This window comes from Halopenitus salinus (genome assembly GCF_055397165.1).
This window is the reverse complement of sequence record NZ_AP043853.1, coordinates 129945-143740: the sequence shown is the minus strand read 5'-3', so window position 1 is coordinate 143740 and position 13796 is coordinate 129945. Positions and strand designations below refer to the sequence as shown.

14 protein-coding genes are annotated in these 13796 nt (G+C 67.1%); 8 read left to right on the top strand and 6 right to left on the bottom strand.

Annotated elements, in window-relative coordinates; genetic code table 11:
- Nucleotides 1-52: 52 nt before the first annotated feature.
- The 5 genes from ACZ5YD_RS02415 to nirK form a co-directional block, all read right to left on the bottom strand.
- On the bottom strand, nucleotides 53-1780 hold the full coding sequence (locus ACZ5YD_RS02415; protein WP_379740006.1) for a cytochrome c oxidase subunit I: 1728 nt from the start codon (nucleotides 1778-1780) through the stop codon (nucleotides 53-55).
- A 2-nt stretch (nucleotides 1781-1782) separates the two neighbouring features.
- Nucleotides 1783-2325, bottom strand: a complete 543-nt coding sequence (locus ACZ5YD_RS02410) for a cupredoxin domain-containing protein (RefSeq protein ID WP_379740009.1) — start codon at nucleotides 2323-2325, stop codon at nucleotides 1783-1785.
- A 6-nt stretch (nucleotides 2326-2331) separates the two neighbouring features.
- A complete protein-coding gene (locus ACZ5YD_RS02405; RefSeq protein ID WP_379740012.1) occupies nucleotides 2332-2484 on the bottom strand; it encodes a hypothetical protein in 153 nt (50 codons plus the stop codon).
- A gap of 122 nt (nucleotides 2485-2606) precedes the next feature.
- Nucleotides 2607-5300 carry a heavy metal translocating P-type ATPase gene (locus tag ACZ5YD_RS02400; protein WP_379740015.1) on the bottom strand — a complete coding sequence of 898 codons (2694 nt, stop codon included), beginning with the start codon at nucleotides 5298-5300 and terminating at the stop codon, nucleotides 2607-2609.
- A 163-nt stretch (nucleotides 5301-5463) separates the two neighbouring features.
- A complete protein-coding gene (gene nirK, locus ACZ5YD_RS02395; protein ID WP_379740018.1) occupies nucleotides 5464-6552 on the bottom strand; it encodes a copper-containing nitrite reductase in 1089 nt (362 codons plus the stop codon).
- 498 nt (nucleotides 6553-7050) lie between these two features.
- On the opposite strand from nirK, the gene sdhC reads away from it, so the two are divergent.
- From sdhC to ACZ5YD_RS02370, 5 genes are all read left to right on the top strand, one after another.
- Nucleotides 7051-7476 carry a succinate dehydrogenase, cytochrome b556 subunit gene (gene sdhC, locus ACZ5YD_RS02390; protein ID WP_379740021.1) on the top strand — a complete coding sequence of 142 codons (426 nt, stop codon included), beginning with the start codon at nucleotides 7051-7053 and terminating at the stop codon, nucleotides 7474-7476.
- A gap of 1 nt (nucleotide 7477) precedes the next feature.
- Nucleotides 7478-7849: a succinate dehydrogenase/fumarate reductase transmembrane subunit gene (locus tag ACZ5YD_RS02385; RefSeq protein WP_379740024.1), complete on the top strand. Its 372-nt coding sequence runs from the start codon at nucleotides 7478-7480 to the stop codon at nucleotides 7847-7849.
- A 13-nt stretch (nucleotides 7850-7862) separates the two neighbouring features.
- The gene (locus ACZ5YD_RS02380; RefSeq protein WP_379740027.1) at nucleotides 7863-8756 is read left to right on the top strand and encodes a succinate dehydrogenase/fumarate reductase iron-sulfur subunit; all 894 of its coding nucleotides are present in this window, start codon (nucleotides 7863-7865) and stop codon (nucleotides 8754-8756) included.
- A 7-nt stretch (nucleotides 8757-8763) separates the two neighbouring features.
- A complete protein-coding gene (locus tag ACZ5YD_RS02375) occupies nucleotides 8764-10629 on the top strand; it encodes an FAD-dependent oxidoreductase (RefSeq protein WP_379740030.1) in 1866 nt (621 codons plus the stop codon).
- A gap of 283 nt (nucleotides 10630-10912) precedes the next feature.
- Nucleotides 10913-11140 (top strand): TrmB family transcriptional regulator, encoded by a 228-nt coding sequence (locus ACZ5YD_RS02370; protein ID WP_379740033.1) that lies wholly within the window; start codon nucleotides 10913-10915, stop codon nucleotides 11138-11140.
- A gap of 78 nt (nucleotides 11141-11218) precedes the next feature.
- Here ACZ5YD_RS02370 and ACZ5YD_RS02365 read toward each other — a convergent pair whose 3' ends face one another.
- Nucleotides 11219-11380, bottom strand: a complete 162-nt coding sequence (locus ACZ5YD_RS02365; RefSeq protein ID WP_379740036.1) for a DUF7563 family protein — start codon at nucleotides 11378-11380, stop codon at nucleotides 11219-11221.
- 131 nt (nucleotides 11381-11511) lie between these two features.
- On the opposite strand from ACZ5YD_RS02365, the gene ACZ5YD_RS02360 reads away from it, so the two are divergent.
- The 3 genes from ACZ5YD_RS02360 (at nucleotide 11512) to ACZ5YD_RS02350 (ending at nucleotide 13682) form a co-directional block, all read left to right on the top strand.
- Nucleotides 11512-12183, top strand: a complete 672-nt coding sequence (locus ACZ5YD_RS02360) for a uracil-DNA glycosylase (RefSeq protein ID WP_379740039.1) — start codon at nucleotides 11512-11514, stop codon at nucleotides 12181-12183.
- 94 nt (nucleotides 12184-12277) lie between these two features.
- The gene (locus ACZ5YD_RS02355; protein ID WP_379740042.1) at nucleotides 12278-13054 is read left to right on the top strand and encodes a hypothetical protein; all 777 of its coding nucleotides are present in this window, start codon (nucleotides 12278-12280) and stop codon (nucleotides 13052-13054) included.
- Nucleotides 13055-13079: 25 nt separating this feature from the next.
- Nucleotides 13080-13682 carry a hypothetical protein gene (locus ACZ5YD_RS02350; protein ID WP_379740045.1) on the top strand — a complete coding sequence of 201 codons (603 nt, stop codon included), beginning with the start codon at nucleotides 13080-13082 and terminating at the stop codon, nucleotides 13680-13682.
- Nucleotides 13683-13796 lie beyond the last annotated feature (114 nt).

Below are 13796 nucleotides of genomic sequence, written 5' to 3'. Positions count from 1 at the left end.
ATTACGTCGGTCGGTTCGCCGGCGGTTCTCGGAGGGCGTCGATCGACGCCGGCTAGGCGCCGATCGACCACAGCTGCGTGAGCAGGTACCAGTTGAGCGCGTAGGAGGCGACGAAGACGGCCATGAACACGAGACAGAGGGCGAACGTCCCGCGGAGCTCGACGACGTGGACCGACCCGCCGTCGGGAGCGAGCCCGCCCTCCGCGTGGAGGTCCGTGAGGTCGCCGTCGGAGTTGTCGCTGCCGAACAGCAGGGATCCCACCGTGACGAGGACGAACAGGACGCCGGAGACGATCGCCAGGATCGCGAAGACGCCGAAGATCACGAAAAGCGGCGCGGCCGCCGAGAGGTTGAAGGAGGTGCCGGGGATGTTCTCGACGACCTCCGCGGTCCGGCGGGGGACGCCGTAGAGGATGCCCGCGTACATCAACATGAGCGTGGCGACGCTCATCGTCCCGGCGTAGGCGTACGGCACGAGCGACGCGAGCCGGTCGGAGACGAACTCGCGGCGGAACATGACCTTCACCGCGAACAGGACGAGCCCCATGAACGTCAGGGTCGTCCCGAGCGCGACGGTCGCATGGAAGTGGCCGACGGTCGCGAGGGTGTTGTGCCAGGTCATGTTGACCTGCATCTGGCCCATCACGACGCCCGTGATCCCCCCGAGGAAGCCGAAGAGGATGATGCTGAAGACGGTCGCGGAGAAGGCGGGGTTACGCCAGGGCGCGGAGGTGAGCCAGCCGAAGAGCCCGCCGCCGAGCCCGCGCTGGCGGCGACCGGCCTCGATGCCCGCCGGGATCGCGAACGCGTGGATCATGCTCGCGAAGGCCGCGCCGTAGAACGCGTAGGAGGTGTTCCAGATCCGCCAGCCGACCGAGAGACCGGGGTCGACCATCAGGTGGTGGGCGGCCCCGAGGTTGATGAAGAACAGATAGAGGATGAACGCCGACCGCGAGACCTTCTCGGAGACGACGACGGCGCCGCCGACCACGTGGGTGAGGAAGTACCAGACGGTAACCATCGCGAGCAGGTTGATCTGTTGGGTTCCGTGGCCGACGATCCAGTAGAGCTGTCTGTAGATGCCGACGTTCACGCCGTCGATCAGTCCGACGCGCCAGACGAGCGCGTATCCGAACGCCGCGATCCCGCCGAGGATCGCCTCCACGGCGATGATCGATGTGACGAACGCGCCGAACGCCACGAGCGGAAGCGTCCCCGTCTCGCCGAGGCGCTTCTCACGCCAGATGGAGACGAAGAAGGGCACGGCGGCGATCGTCGCGCCGAGCAGGAAGACGATCGCGGTCGCGTAGAACGCCGGCGAGACCGGAAGCGGGACGTAGGCGGTCAAAAGCGGCGCCGCCTCGGTCGGTCCCGAAAACCAGATCGAGAGGTTCACCCCCAAAGCGCCGGCGACCATGATCGCCCAGCCCGCCTTCGCGATCGCCGTGTAGGGGAGCCGCCGCCCGAGCACCATGGGGCCGCCAACGTAGAGGATGGCGATCTCCATGAACACCATCCAGAAGATGAGCAGGTTCCACGCGTGGAGGCTCAGGTGGGTGTAGAACTGTCCGGGCTCGAGCAGCCCGATCACCTCCCAGCGCGTCGTGGCCACGGTGAACGCGAAGGTTCCGCCGACGATCAACGCGATCACGGCGGTGACCGCGAACAGCTTCACGTGGTTTTCGACCGACCGATGCACGTCGAGGCCGGTGACCGAACAGCTCCGGAACCCGTCGTCGCCGTAGTCGTTGTCGAAAAGCGAGCGTAGGCGCGCGTACATGATCAGGGTTCCTCCACGATCAGTTTGCCGTGCATCGTTCGGTGACCCTGCCCGCAGAACTCGTTGCAGATGACGTGGTAGGTCCCGGGCTCGTCGAACGTCATCGGGATGACCCACTCGTTGCCCGGGAACACCTGGAGGTTGATCTGCTTGCTCAGGGTGTCCTCCGGCCGGATCGAGAAGCCGTGTTGGACGTCGTAGGCCCCGAGGTGGACGTCGTACTCACGGCCGGCCTCGATGATCGCCGGGAGCCCGTCCCAGTTGAACCGCATCGCGCCGACGTACAGGGAGTCGCCGGGGGGAACGATCCCCTCCTCGCGCTCCTCGGCCGCCTCCTTGTACTCCTGAACGCGGTCGCGGTAGGCGTCCGGATCGACCTCGTAGGTCTCGCCGATCGGGTTCTGGTCGCCGAAGCGGGTGAAGCCGCTCATCCACCCGAAGATCGCGATCGACCACGCGCCCGCGATCCCGAGCCAGATCGTCTCGCGTCTGTTCACCGGTTCGTCCCACCAGTTGCCCTCCGGCGGGTCCATGGGTGCTGGCATGCGTGATCACCTCGCGGGAAGCGATAGAACGTCCAGGACGCCCCAGCCCACGTAGGCGACGAGGAAGAAGACGAACGCCGCCGCGGCGAGCAGCCAGATGCGGTCGTAGAGCCGTTGCATGAACGGCGTCGTGGAACTCCGTGATTCGTTCGTGCTCATGTGTCGCTCACGCCGAAGGTTGCATCCGGAGGGCACTGGTGGTTATCGCGCACATGTTCGACGCGGCCGACGAGACGGTCACCGCCGCGAGCGTCGGCCCGGTCAAGACCGGTTAGGACTGGTCAGGGTCGCAAAGCCCCGGATCGATCGTCGTCGGATGCGGGGGCGGAGTCCGCGGAGTCCGCGGAGGTCGAATCGACGATCGGGCGACCGGAGTTCCCCACGACGATCAGGCTGCTCGCCGCCATCGCGACCGCGGCGAAAAGCGGGTTCAAAAGCCCCGCCACGGCGAGCGGGATGGCGACCGCGTTGTACAGGAGCGCCCATCCGACGTTGTGGCGGATCCGACGGCGAGTTCCCCGCGCCAGCTCGAAGACCGTTCCGAGTTCACGGAGACGTCCGTCGAGAAGCGTCACGTCGGCGGCGTCGACCGCCCGGGCGGTGCCGTCACCCATCGCGATCCCGAGGTCGGCCGCCGCGAGCGCGGTCGCGTCGTTGGTCCCGTCGCCGACCATCACGGTCGTTCCCGAGGCCGCGAGCCGCCTCACCGTCTCCGCCTTGCCGTCGGGCGGGACGCCGGCGAAGACGCGGTCGACTGCCGGGTGGTCCCGGAAGCGCTCCGCGCTCTCGCCGTCGTCGCCGGTGAGCACGCACACCTCGCGATCGCGCACGGATTCGACCGTCTCGCGCCACGCCGACCGCTCGCGATCCTCGAGGACCAGCATGCCCCGGACCGCGCCGTCCCAGCCGACCGCGACCGGCAGCGCGCCCTGGCGGTCGGCGCGTTCGATCCGCTCTCGAAGGTCGTCGTCGATCCGCTCGAGTTTCCCGATCCCCTCGAGTTCACCGGACGCTTCGAGTTCACCGGACCCTTCGAGCGCCTCGGGAGATCCCGAATCGCCGCCGTCCGGAATCCCCGTCCTGGCTTCGATCGTCTCGCGAACGACCAGTTCCGGCGTGCCGACGACGACCCGATCGCCGTCGACGGTTCCCGACACGCCCGCGCCGGGATGGCGAGCAAAGCCGTCGACGTCCGGGAGTGATCCTTCGACCGTCCGATCGCTCTCCGCACCCGCCCCACCCTCCGCGACCGTCGGATCGCGCTCCCCGAAAGCCGAGAGGAGCGCGTCCGCGACGGGATGGTCCGAGAGCCGCTCGACGGCGGCGGCGCGACGGAGGGTATCCGGATGTCCGAACGCGTCCGCGACGCGCAGTTCGCCCGTGGTGAGAGTCCCGGTCTTGTCGAAGACCACGACCTCGGCCTCGGGCGCGGTCTCGAAGAGCGCGTCGTTGGTGACGACGATGCCCCGCTCGAGCGCGTCCCGAAGCCCGCCGGCGACGGCGAGCGGGGTCGCGAGCCCCATCGCGCACGGACACGAGACGACGAGGACGGTCAAGCCGGCCAAAAGCGCGGGCGCGATCCCGGCGCCGGCCCACAGCCGCCAGATCGTCACGGCGATCCCGATCGTCAACACGAGGGGGACGAAGACGGTCGCGAGGGCGTCGGCGAATCGCTGGACGCCCGGCGCCTCGCTCTGGATCTCCCAGAGCGCGGTCGCGATCCGGTCGGCGGTGCTTTCGGCGTCCTCGCCGACCTCCACCACGAGCGCCTCGTCGGTGACGGTCGCACCGCCGACGACGGGATCGCCAGGCCGTTTCGAGACCGGAAGCGACTCCCCGGTGAGCACGGACTCGTCGACGTCCGCGACGCCCTCGCGGACGGTGCCGTCGACCGGAACCCGCTCGCCGGGCGGGACGAGGACCCGGTCGCCGGAGTCGAGGTCGCCGACGTGGACGGTCTCGCGACCGTCCGCCGTGAGACGGGTCGCCTCGCGCGTTCGCGCCGCCGTAACCGCCGACAGGCGCTCGGTCGCCGCCGACCGGATCCGGTCCTCGTAGTGTCTCCCGACCGTGACGACGAGGATCACGGCGACGCTGACGTCGTAATAGAGGTGCGTGCTGCCGGTCGCGAGCGCGACCGTGCTGTAGGCGAACGACGAAAGCGCCGCGACGGAGACGAGGAGGTCCATGTTCGGCCGGCGGGTTCGAACGCTCACCCAGGCGCCCCGGAGAACGGGGCGTCCCGTGTAGAAGACGACGACGGCGCTCGCGAGCGCGATGAACGCCAGGGGGAGGTAGATCCCGACCGGCGTGGTGGTGTCGACGTCGAGGACCCCCGTCTCGATGCCGACGTAGCCGGGATAGAGGTAAAAGAGGTACCACGGCATGATCAACATCGCGAAGAAGCCGCCCACGACGAGCCGCTGGAGGGTGTCGCTTCGTCGCGCACGGGAGGGTCCGCGGTCTGTCCCCTCCGACCCGTCCGCGCTCCCGTGCGCACCAGAGTTCGGATCGCGAAATCGAAGCGCGTAGCCGTAACCGGAGAGGCGATCCGGGAGATCCGACTCGTCGATCCGGTCGGGGTCGTAGTCGACGCGAGCCGTCCCGGTCCCGTAGTTGGCGTCGACGGCGTGAACGCCCGCACATTCCTCGCCGCGGAGCGAGAGGAAGGCCTCGCAGGTGGTACAGTGCATGCCGTCGACCGCGAGGAACGTCCGGGAGGCGTCATCGGAATGGTCGTCCCCGGAGACGTCCCGGCCCGTCCCGCCCCTCCCGCGTGTCGCACCTGTCGCCCCAGTGGTGCTTCCCTCGGCTCCGTCCTCGCGGAGTTCGTCGACCTCTGAAGACGGGTCGTCGACGTCCGCGAGCGCCGTCGAGACCTCGAGGCAGCCCCGGCAACAGAACGACCCGTCCACGTCCGGCTCCTCGACCGGCGGATCCGGCGTCGGCAGATCACAGAGGTCACAGGTCCCCATCGGGTGGTCGTTCGGGCGCCGCGGCCGAATGGGTGGTCGCGAACGTGTTCGGCTCACGGCCCATCGGGGTCGCGGACGGTCAGGCCGACGCGGTCACACCGGTGAAAACATCGGAAGAACGGTACGTCGGGGTCGGGCGCCGGGAGGGGCGCGCCGGGGCGTCTCAGGGATCCGGGTTGAAGATCTCAGGCTCCGGCTCGCCCTCGACTTGGATGACCCCGAGCATGCCCTTGCGTGCGACCCGGCTCAGCGCGTGGTCGACGAGCTTGATCGGTCCGGGGACCGGCGTGTCGATCTCCGCGGCCGCGACCGTTCCGGGCGCGACGGGGGCGGTCTCGACGTAGCGGTCGGGATCGGAGACCAGGTCGCCGTCGCGGTAGAACGTCTCCCAGACGTTCCCGATGCCGTGCCAGGAGCTCGTCAGGTTCGGGCCGCCGCTGGCGTGGAAGATCCGGACCCGGTCACCCTTGTCGACCGTGACGGGACCGTAGCCGTCGCCGGTGAAGGCGTACGCCTCGCCGTTGAGACAGACGTAGGTCGGCTCCTCGCGCTTCATGGCCTCCACGTCGAACTCGTGGTGGCCCTTCTCGCCGGCCTCGCCGGTCGTGTACAGCTCGTGCTGGCCGAAGTAGAGCTCGCGGTCGACCTCCGGAAGGCCGTCCTCCGGCTCCACGAGGATCGCGCCGAACATCCCGGCGCTGATGTGGTGGTCCATGTTCGGGACCGCACAGTGGTAGATGAACACGCCGGGGTAGGTCGCCTTGAACTGGATCTCCGCGCTCTCGCCCGGCGCGATCGTCGTGTCATCGGCGCCGCCGCCCGGGCCGTAGACCGCGTGGAAATCGATGTTGTGCGGCAGCGAGTTGTCCTCGCTGCTCGTGAGACGAAGCGTGACGGTGTCGCCGCGGCGCACGCGGACCATCGGACCGGGGATCCGGTCCTCGAAGGTCATGTAGTTGAACGTGACGCCGGGCTCGATCTCGGCGACGCGTTCGGTCGTCTCGAGTTCCACCTCGTGGTGGCGCGGCTCGCTCCAGTCGACCGGGTCCGGTAGCTCGGTCGGGTCGGCCGCGATCCGGTCGAGATCGACCGACCGTGCCTCCGCGAGTTGGGCCTCCGGCTCCGGGGTGGCCGCCTCCGCGCTCGCGTCTCCGGACTGCGGGGCACCGAGACAGCCGGCGGTGAGTACCGCCGCGCCGGCGCCGGCCGCTTTCATGAACGTCCGCCGTGGGAATCCGTTGGTTTCGGACATTGTGTCTCCCTCCAGTTGAGCATATGTAGGAAACATACATGAAACGGCGAGCGGTTTCCAATTTTTTGGGATGATACTCGAACATGTAGGTACCATAGTACTTAAAGGGAGAAAACGATCCTCGTTCGACGGTGATCGAACGTTCGGACGAGAAGACGGGGATTATCATCCGGGACTCCGCGGGAGGGCTGTCGGATCGAGGGACCGCGGGACGAACACCGGATCGTCGATCGTTGATCGGCGTGCGGCGAGATCCGGAACGGACCGGGAATGATGCCGGGTACGGAAGGACTCGTGTCGATGTCACAGACCACCGCGAGTCGATGCCGCACACCCCTACGGGTGGATGCCGCGTACCGTCCCGCACACCCCTACGGGTGGACGCCGCATACCGTCGCAGATCGACGTCGAATATCACAGTAGATCGTACGCGCGAGGCGGCGTCCTCTCCGCGCGTTAGAAACGCCTTTACCTCATGGGTACGGACCCCCAAGCGGTATGAGTCAGTCGCACAATCGGGGCCTCATCGAGGACTTCGGCCGCTGGCGGGAGTTCCGCGCGGGGATGTGGGCCTGGATCTTTCACAAGTTCACCGGGTGGGTGCTCGTGGGATATCTGTTCACCCACATCGCGGTTTTGAGCACCGCCATCCCCGCATCCGGCGCGGAACAGGCGGTCCTGCAGGCGGGTGACGACGTCTACACGCAGACGATCGTCACCCTCGAGGAGCTGCTTTTGGTCCGCATACTCGAGGTCGGCCTCCTCGCGGTGGCCGTGTTCCACATCCTCAACGGAACGCGTCTGCTGTTCGTCGATCTCGGCGTCGGATTGGATTCACAGGACAAGAGCTTCTACGCGTCGTTGATCCTGACCGGCCTGATCACGGTCGCGTCGGTTCCGACGTTCGTCGGGGGGGCGCTCTGAGATGGCCGAGCGCTACTCCTCTTTCACCCCCGGCGGGACGATGTGGCTCCTCCAGCGGGTCACGGCCGCGTTCCTCGTGGTCGTGTTGGCGTTCCACTTCTTCCTGCTCCACTTCGTCAACCACGCCGACGAGGTGTCGTTCCTGGCGAGCTCCGCGCGCATGGAGACGCTGAGCTACTACTCGCTCATGGTGTTGTTCCTCGTGACGGCCACGTTCCACGGCGTCAACGGCGTCTACAACGCGTTGATCAACCAGGGGTTGACCGGACGCAAGAAGCAACTCATCAAGGGCGCGTTGATCCTTGCGAGCATCGTCCTCATCGTACAGGGCATCCGCACCGCCAACGCCTGGGCGGGGGGATTCCCGCTGTAACCGGACCACATCAATGAGCACGCAACTACCACAGCAATCGGACGCGGACGCCGAGGTCGAATCGGACGCGGAGGAGGCGCCCTCGAAGGGCGACCTTCGCCGCGAGCGGAAACGCCAACGTGCGGCCGAGGCGGAGGCGGAACGGGAAGCCGAGGAGGGCGAGCGGGCGGCGGCGAACGAGAACACCCGCGAGATCCTCGTCTTCCGGTTCGACCCCGAGGTCGAGGGCAAACAGGAGCCGCGGTTCGACGAGTTCCACGTTCCCTTCGAGAAGGGGATGACCGTCCTCGACGCGCTCATCTACGCGCGCGATCACTTCGACTCGTCGCTGACGTTTCGACACTCCTGTCGACAGGCGGTCTGTGGCTCGGACGCCATGTTCGTCAACGGCCAACAGCGGCTGGCCTGCAAGACCCAGATATCGGAGCTTTCCGACCCGGTCCGCATCGAGCCGCTGCCGCATGCCGACGTGCGAAAGGACCTCGTCGTGGACATGCAGCACTTCTACGACCAGATGGACGCCGTCGAGCCGTTCTTCGATCCGGACGAGCTACCCGAGGACGAGCTGGCCGAACAGCGACAGAGCCGGGAGAACCGCGAGAAGGTGAAGATGTCGACGCGGTGCATCTGGTGTGGCGCCTGCATGTCCTCGTGTAACATCGCCGCCGGGGACAACCAGTACCTCGGCCCGGCCGCGATCAACAAGGCGTACCGGTTCGCGATGGACGATCGGGAGGGCGAGGATCGAACCGAGGAACGCCTCGAGATACTCGAGCAGGAACACGGCGTTTGGCGGTGTCAGACCCAGTTCTCCTGTACCGAGGTGTGTCCCAAGGACATCCCCCTCACCGAGCACATCCAGGAGCTGAAGCGGGAAGCGGTGAAGAACAACCTCAAATTCTGGTGAAAAGACCGTGAGCCAGCAATCACACACCGACGGACGGACGTACGAACACGACGTGATCGTGGTCGGCGCGGGCGGCGCCGGACTGCGGGCGGCCATCTCGGCCCAGGAGGCCGGCGCCGACGTGGCGATCGTCTCGAAGCTCCACCCGGTCCGGTCACACACCGGCGCCGCGGAGGGCGGCATCAACGCGGCCATCCGCGACGCCGACTCCTGGGAGGACCACGCCTACGACACGATGAAGGGGTCGGACTACCTGGGCGACGCGCCGGCGATAGAGCGGCTCTGTCAGGAGAGTCCCAAGGAGACGATCCAGCTCGAACACTGGGGAATGGCCTTCTCCCGCGAGGAGGACGGCACCGTCTCCCAGCGCCCGTTCGGCGGGCTCTCGTTCCCGCGGACGACCTACGCGGGCGCCGAGACCGGCCACCAGCTGTTGCACACGATGTACGAGCAGGTGGTCAAACGGGGCATCGAGGTCTACGACGAGTGGCACGTGATGAACCTCGCGGTCACGGACGAGCCCGAACCGGAGGACCGCTCGTGTCACGGCGTCGTGGCCTACGAGCTGCAAAGCGGCGAGATCGCCGGCTTCCGCGCCAACGACGGCGTCATCCTGACGACGGGCGGGATGGGCCAGGTCTACGACCACACGACGAACGCGGTGGCGAACACGGGCGACGGGGTCGCGATGGCCTACCGCGCCGGCGTCCCGATGGAGGACATGGAGTTCATCCAGTTCCACCCGACGACGCTTCCCTCCACTGGGGTGCTCATCTCCGAGGGCGTCCGCGGCGAGGGCGGCATCCTCTACAACGAGGAGGGCGAGCGCTTCATGTTCGAACACGGCTACGCCAACAACGACGGCGAGCTCGCGAGCCGTGACGTCGTCTCCCGGGCCGAACTCACGGAGGTCAACGAGGGACGCGGGATCGAAGACGAGTACGTCCACCTCGACATGCGCCACCTCGGCGAGGAGCGAATCCTCGATCGGCTCGAGAACATCCTCCACCTGGCCGAGGACTTCGAGGGCGTCGACGGCCTCGAGGAGCCGATGCCGGTAAAGCCCGGCCAGCACTACGCGATGGGCGGGATCGAGACGAACGAGTACGGCGAGACGTGCATCGACGGACTGTACGCGGCCGGCGAGTGCGCGTGCGCGTCCGTCCACGGCGCGAACCGCCTCGGCGGAAACGCGCTGCCGGAGCTCATTGTCTTCGGGAAGCTCGCCGGGCGCCACGCCGCCGGCGAGGAGTACGGCGAGCCGGAGATCGACACCGGACGACGCGGCGACTACGAGGACGCCGAGTTCGATTCGCCGGTGCCGCTCGGCGAGCCCGATGAGGGAGCCGATGCGACCGCGGCGGCCGACGGCGGCGAGACGATCACGGACGGCGACGCCGTACTCGAGCGCGCGGTCGAGCGCGAGACGGAACGCGTCGAGGAGCTGCTCGTCGCCGACGGCGTCAACCACGCGGAGATCCGCTCTGCCGTCCAGGACACGATGACCGAGAACGTGAACGTCTTCCGCGAGGAGGAAGGTCTCGAGCAGGCGCTCGCCGACCTCCAGGAGGCCCGCGAACGCTATCGCGACGTCGGCGTCTCCGATCCCTCGCGCACGTTCAACACCGACCTCATCCACACGCTCGAGACGCGAAACATCCTCGACATCGCGGAGGCCCTGACGGTCGGGGCGCTCGCGCGAAACGAGTTCCGCGGCGCCCACTGGCGCAAGGAGAACCAGATCCGCGACGACGAGAACTGGCTCAAACACACGCTCATCTCCTGGAACGACGGCGAACCCGAGCTGTGGTACCGTCCGGTCGTGCTCGAGGGCGAGGAGAAGCGCTACGAGCCGAAGGTCCGATCCTACTGAGCGTAGAAGTCGCAGGTCACCTCCCGAGTGTGGAGGTTTCAGATCGAGGGGGATCTCGGGCCTCAAAAGGACCAGTGCGGCCGTGTACACAACTCACACGGCTCATACGACGTCGGTCGAACGATCGGTTCGAATTCCCGCCGCAGGACGACCGTCGATCGGGATGTTCCGATCGAGTTTCGGGGTAGATCTGCGGTGAGAAGCGTTATAACGCCCGCTTTTCCCATGTTCGACGATCGTTGAATAGGGGATTTATTATCGTCGAAGTACTGAATCACGCATGATGATCGAAACCGAATCCGGCATGGGGACCGCGATGACGCTCCCGCCGGAGCTACAGTCGCCTCGAGCGAAGCTCGTGTATCTGTACCTGCGAACCAACGAGCGCGCGACGGTGGGTGAGATGGCCGACTCCCTCGGGATGAAGAAGATCTCCCTTTACAGCATCCTGAAGACGCTACGCAAACGGGAGTTCGTGGCACAACGCGGCGAGGAATATCGGCTCACCTGAGTCGGACCGATCACGGTTCGGACGGATCGCGACTCCAGAGATGAGGCGGGGGCGTTTCGGCGAGCGAAACGACGTGTCTTAGCCGGTGTTCCGTGTCGATCGGGCACGCCGGACGTCCGCGCCGTCGCGGACGACGTCCTCACAGCTGGGGCAGGCTCGTGGCTCCTCGATCCCGTCCGGGGTGAACACGCGGGCGTACGCCGGGGTGACGAACGCGCCGCAGTTTTGACATTCCGGCATATCGTGTGAGGGTGTCACACATTTCCTCATAAATCTTGTGGGAACGCGGATCCTCGGCGGTAGGAGTGACACGGAACGAGGAACGCGGGCACGATCATCGGCGTTTTTGCCCTCGGGATCGAACGTGGCCCGTGGACGCACGCCAGACGGAGCTCGCGAACCCGTTCGGGATGGACTCGGAGTGTGAGAACTGTCCCGAGCTGTGCGGGACGCGCTCGAGCGTTGTACACGGATACGGGGACGTCGGCGGGGACTTCCTCGTGGTCGCGGAGGCTCCGGATTCGGGTGCGGACCGGGCTGGTAGCCCGCTCGCCGGGGAACGGGGATCCCGGCTTCGATCGATGTTCGCGGAACTCGGGTTCGTCGAACCGTTGGAGGACACCGAGTCGACGGGGGGAGACGACGGCGAAATCGAGGACCCGCACGAACCGACGGTTCGAAACGCCTTCTTCACCCACCTGACGCGGTGTCACCACCCGGAGAGGCCGGCGACCGAGGAGGAACGAGCCAACTGCGAGCCGTTCTTGAACGCGGAGATCCGGATGATCAACCCCCAGATCATCGTGCCGGTGGGCCAACGCCCGCTCGAGGCGCTCGCGATCGAGTACACGACGCGCGCGCCGGACTCATTCGACGTCGAATCCGAACACGCGAGCACCGTTCGCGGGCGGGGATTCGAACTCGTTCCGATGTGTGATCCCACGGCCGCGAGTGCTGACCAGCGGGAGGCCTTCCTCGAGCACCTTCGGGAGAACGTGCTTCAACGGGACTACCGCCAGACGAAGGGGCGACGGAGCCGGTGATCCGGGCGGCTCGATCGACCGAGTCGACGGCGGACGCGAACGCGACCCGGATCGGAAACCGGACGTTCAAGTCGCGGACCGTCCCATCTCCGGTATGACCGTCATCGCCGTGCTCGCCGACCCGCCGCGTCCGGGCGTCGGCTATCCGACCCTTCCCGAGACGAGCCCGCTCTCGCAGGCGGAGGCGAGCGATCTGTACGAGGCCGTCCTTCGCGATACGGTTCGAGCCGTCGACCGCTCGGGGGGCGACCTCCTCGTGAACTACCCGACAGAGGAGATGCTTCCGGAACCGGCCCGCGGCGGCGACCCACCGGAGGCGGAGCTGCGTGCGATCGTCGCCGACACCCTCGGAAGCGTCGAGGACGTTCGGTTCGAGCCGCAGGTCGGCTCGAACTACAGCGCACGGGCCGGAAACACGGCGACGCACCTCCTTCGCGAGGAGGACGCGGCGTCCGTGGCGATCGTGGAGCCGACGACGCCGTTTCTCACCCGACAGGTGATCGACGCGGCCGCGATGAAGCTCCGGAGTTCGGGCGCCGTCCTCGGTCCCGCCCGACGCGGACGGTGTTACTACGCCGGGTTTACGGAGCCCGTCGACTTCACGGACGCGTTCGCGGGCGCGAGCGTCCGGACGCTCGCGGAACGGACCCGGGAGGCGGGCGAGGACGTCGAGTTCGTCCGGTCGCTCCCCGCCATCCGAACGGGTGAGGACCTCCTCGACGTCGTCCCGCTGCTTAGAGCGCGCTTTGCCGCCGAGCGGGTCGTTCCCGAACACACGGCGACGTTCGTCCACGAACACGGCCTCGAGACCAGAGAGGCCGACGGCGACCTCGAGCTCGTTCGGGACGAACGTGTTCGGGGGGATTCATAGGGACGCTCGGGCCGGATCCACGCGTATGGCCGGGTTTCCATCACCGTTCGGGAGCGACGCGGGGGACCTCTTCGACGGTTACGACGAGTTCGTCCCCGATAACCTGCCGAGGCCGGGAGCGTTCCTCGAGGGTCACGACGTGTTGACCGGCGACGAACACGTGGCGTTCCACCGGGTGACGAAGGACTGCTTCGAGGAGCGAACGGTCTACGACATGACCTTCAACTACAACCTGGCGCGGTTGAACCTCGATACACGTCATCCGGGTGCGGGCTACCGATACGCCGAGGAGGTCGACGACCCCGCCGTCCTGCGTGCGGAGTTCACGCCGACGACGCCGTTTTGCCCCCAGACCCACACCTTGACCATGGGGTCGTTTCGAGCCTGGAACGGCTTGAGCGACCGCCACGACTACGATCTGGTTCGTGTGCGGGCGGCCCGGATGCACCACCAAAGCGAGGCGATAAACGACCAGCTTGCGGAGCTGGAGGAGCGATACCTGGAGACCGGCGACGTGACCGTCGTTCCCGAGGACGCCGGCGAGGTCGGTTCGACGCCGATGGAACGATCGAAACGCGAGGAGTCGCCGAGCCGCGGGCCGCCGGGGAACTCGGAGGCTCCCTTTTAGGTCAGGAGGGTCGAACCGGATCGCGGATTCGAAGGACCGAACCGGATCGCGGCCCCGGAAGTATAAATCCGATCGCGGCGAAGGTCGGCGTACGCCGAGGCGGCGACGGTTTCC

Excerpts from the sequence above, each read along its gene's own strand:
- ACZ5YD_RS02370 (WP_379740033.1), top strand. The coding sequence starts at position 10,913 with ATGATCGAAACCGAATCCGGCATGGGGACCGCGATGACGCTCCCGCCG.
- nirK (WP_379740018.1), bottom strand. The coding sequence starts at position 6,552 with ATGTCCGAAACCAACGGATTCCCACGGCGGACGTTCATGAAAGCGGCC.
- ACZ5YD_RS02385 (WP_379740024.1), top strand. The coding sequence starts at position 7,478 with ATGGCCGAGCGCTACTCCTCTTTCACCCCCGGCGGGACGATGTGGCTC.
- ACZ5YD_RS02410 (WP_379740009.1), bottom strand. The coding sequence starts at position 2,325 with ATGCCAGCACCCATGGACCCGCCGGAGGGCAACTGGTGGGACGAACCG.
- ACZ5YD_RS02405 (WP_379740012.1), bottom strand. The coding sequence starts at position 2,484 with ATGAGCACGAACGAATCACGGAGTTCCACGACGCCGTTCATGCAACGG.
- ACZ5YD_RS02415 (WP_379740006.1), bottom strand. The coding sequence starts at position 1,780 with ATGTACGCGCGCCTACGCTCGCTTTTCGACAACGACTACGGCGACGAC.
- ACZ5YD_RS02355 (WP_379740042.1), top strand. The coding sequence starts at position 12,278 with ATGACCGTCATCGCCGTGCTCGCCGACCCGCCGCGTCCGGGCGTCGGC.
- ACZ5YD_RS02380 (WP_379740027.1), top strand. The coding sequence starts at position 7,863 with ATGAGCACGCAACTACCACAGCAATCGGACGCGGACGCCGAGGTCGAA.
- ACZ5YD_RS02365 (WP_379740036.1), bottom strand. The coding sequence starts at position 11,380 with ATGCCGGAATGTCAAAACTGCGGCGCGTTCGTCACCCCGGCGTACGCC.
- ACZ5YD_RS02400 (WP_379740015.1), bottom strand. The coding sequence starts at position 5,300 with ATGGGGACCTGTGACCTCTGTGATCTGCCGACGCCGGATCCGCCGGTC.
- ACZ5YD_RS02350 (WP_379740045.1), top strand. The coding sequence starts at position 13,080 with ATGGCCGGGTTTCCATCACCGTTCGGGAGCGACGCGGGGGACCTCTTC.
- sdhC (WP_379740021.1), top strand. The coding sequence starts at position 7,051 with ATGAGTCAGTCGCACAATCGGGGCCTCATCGAGGACTTCGGCCGCTGG.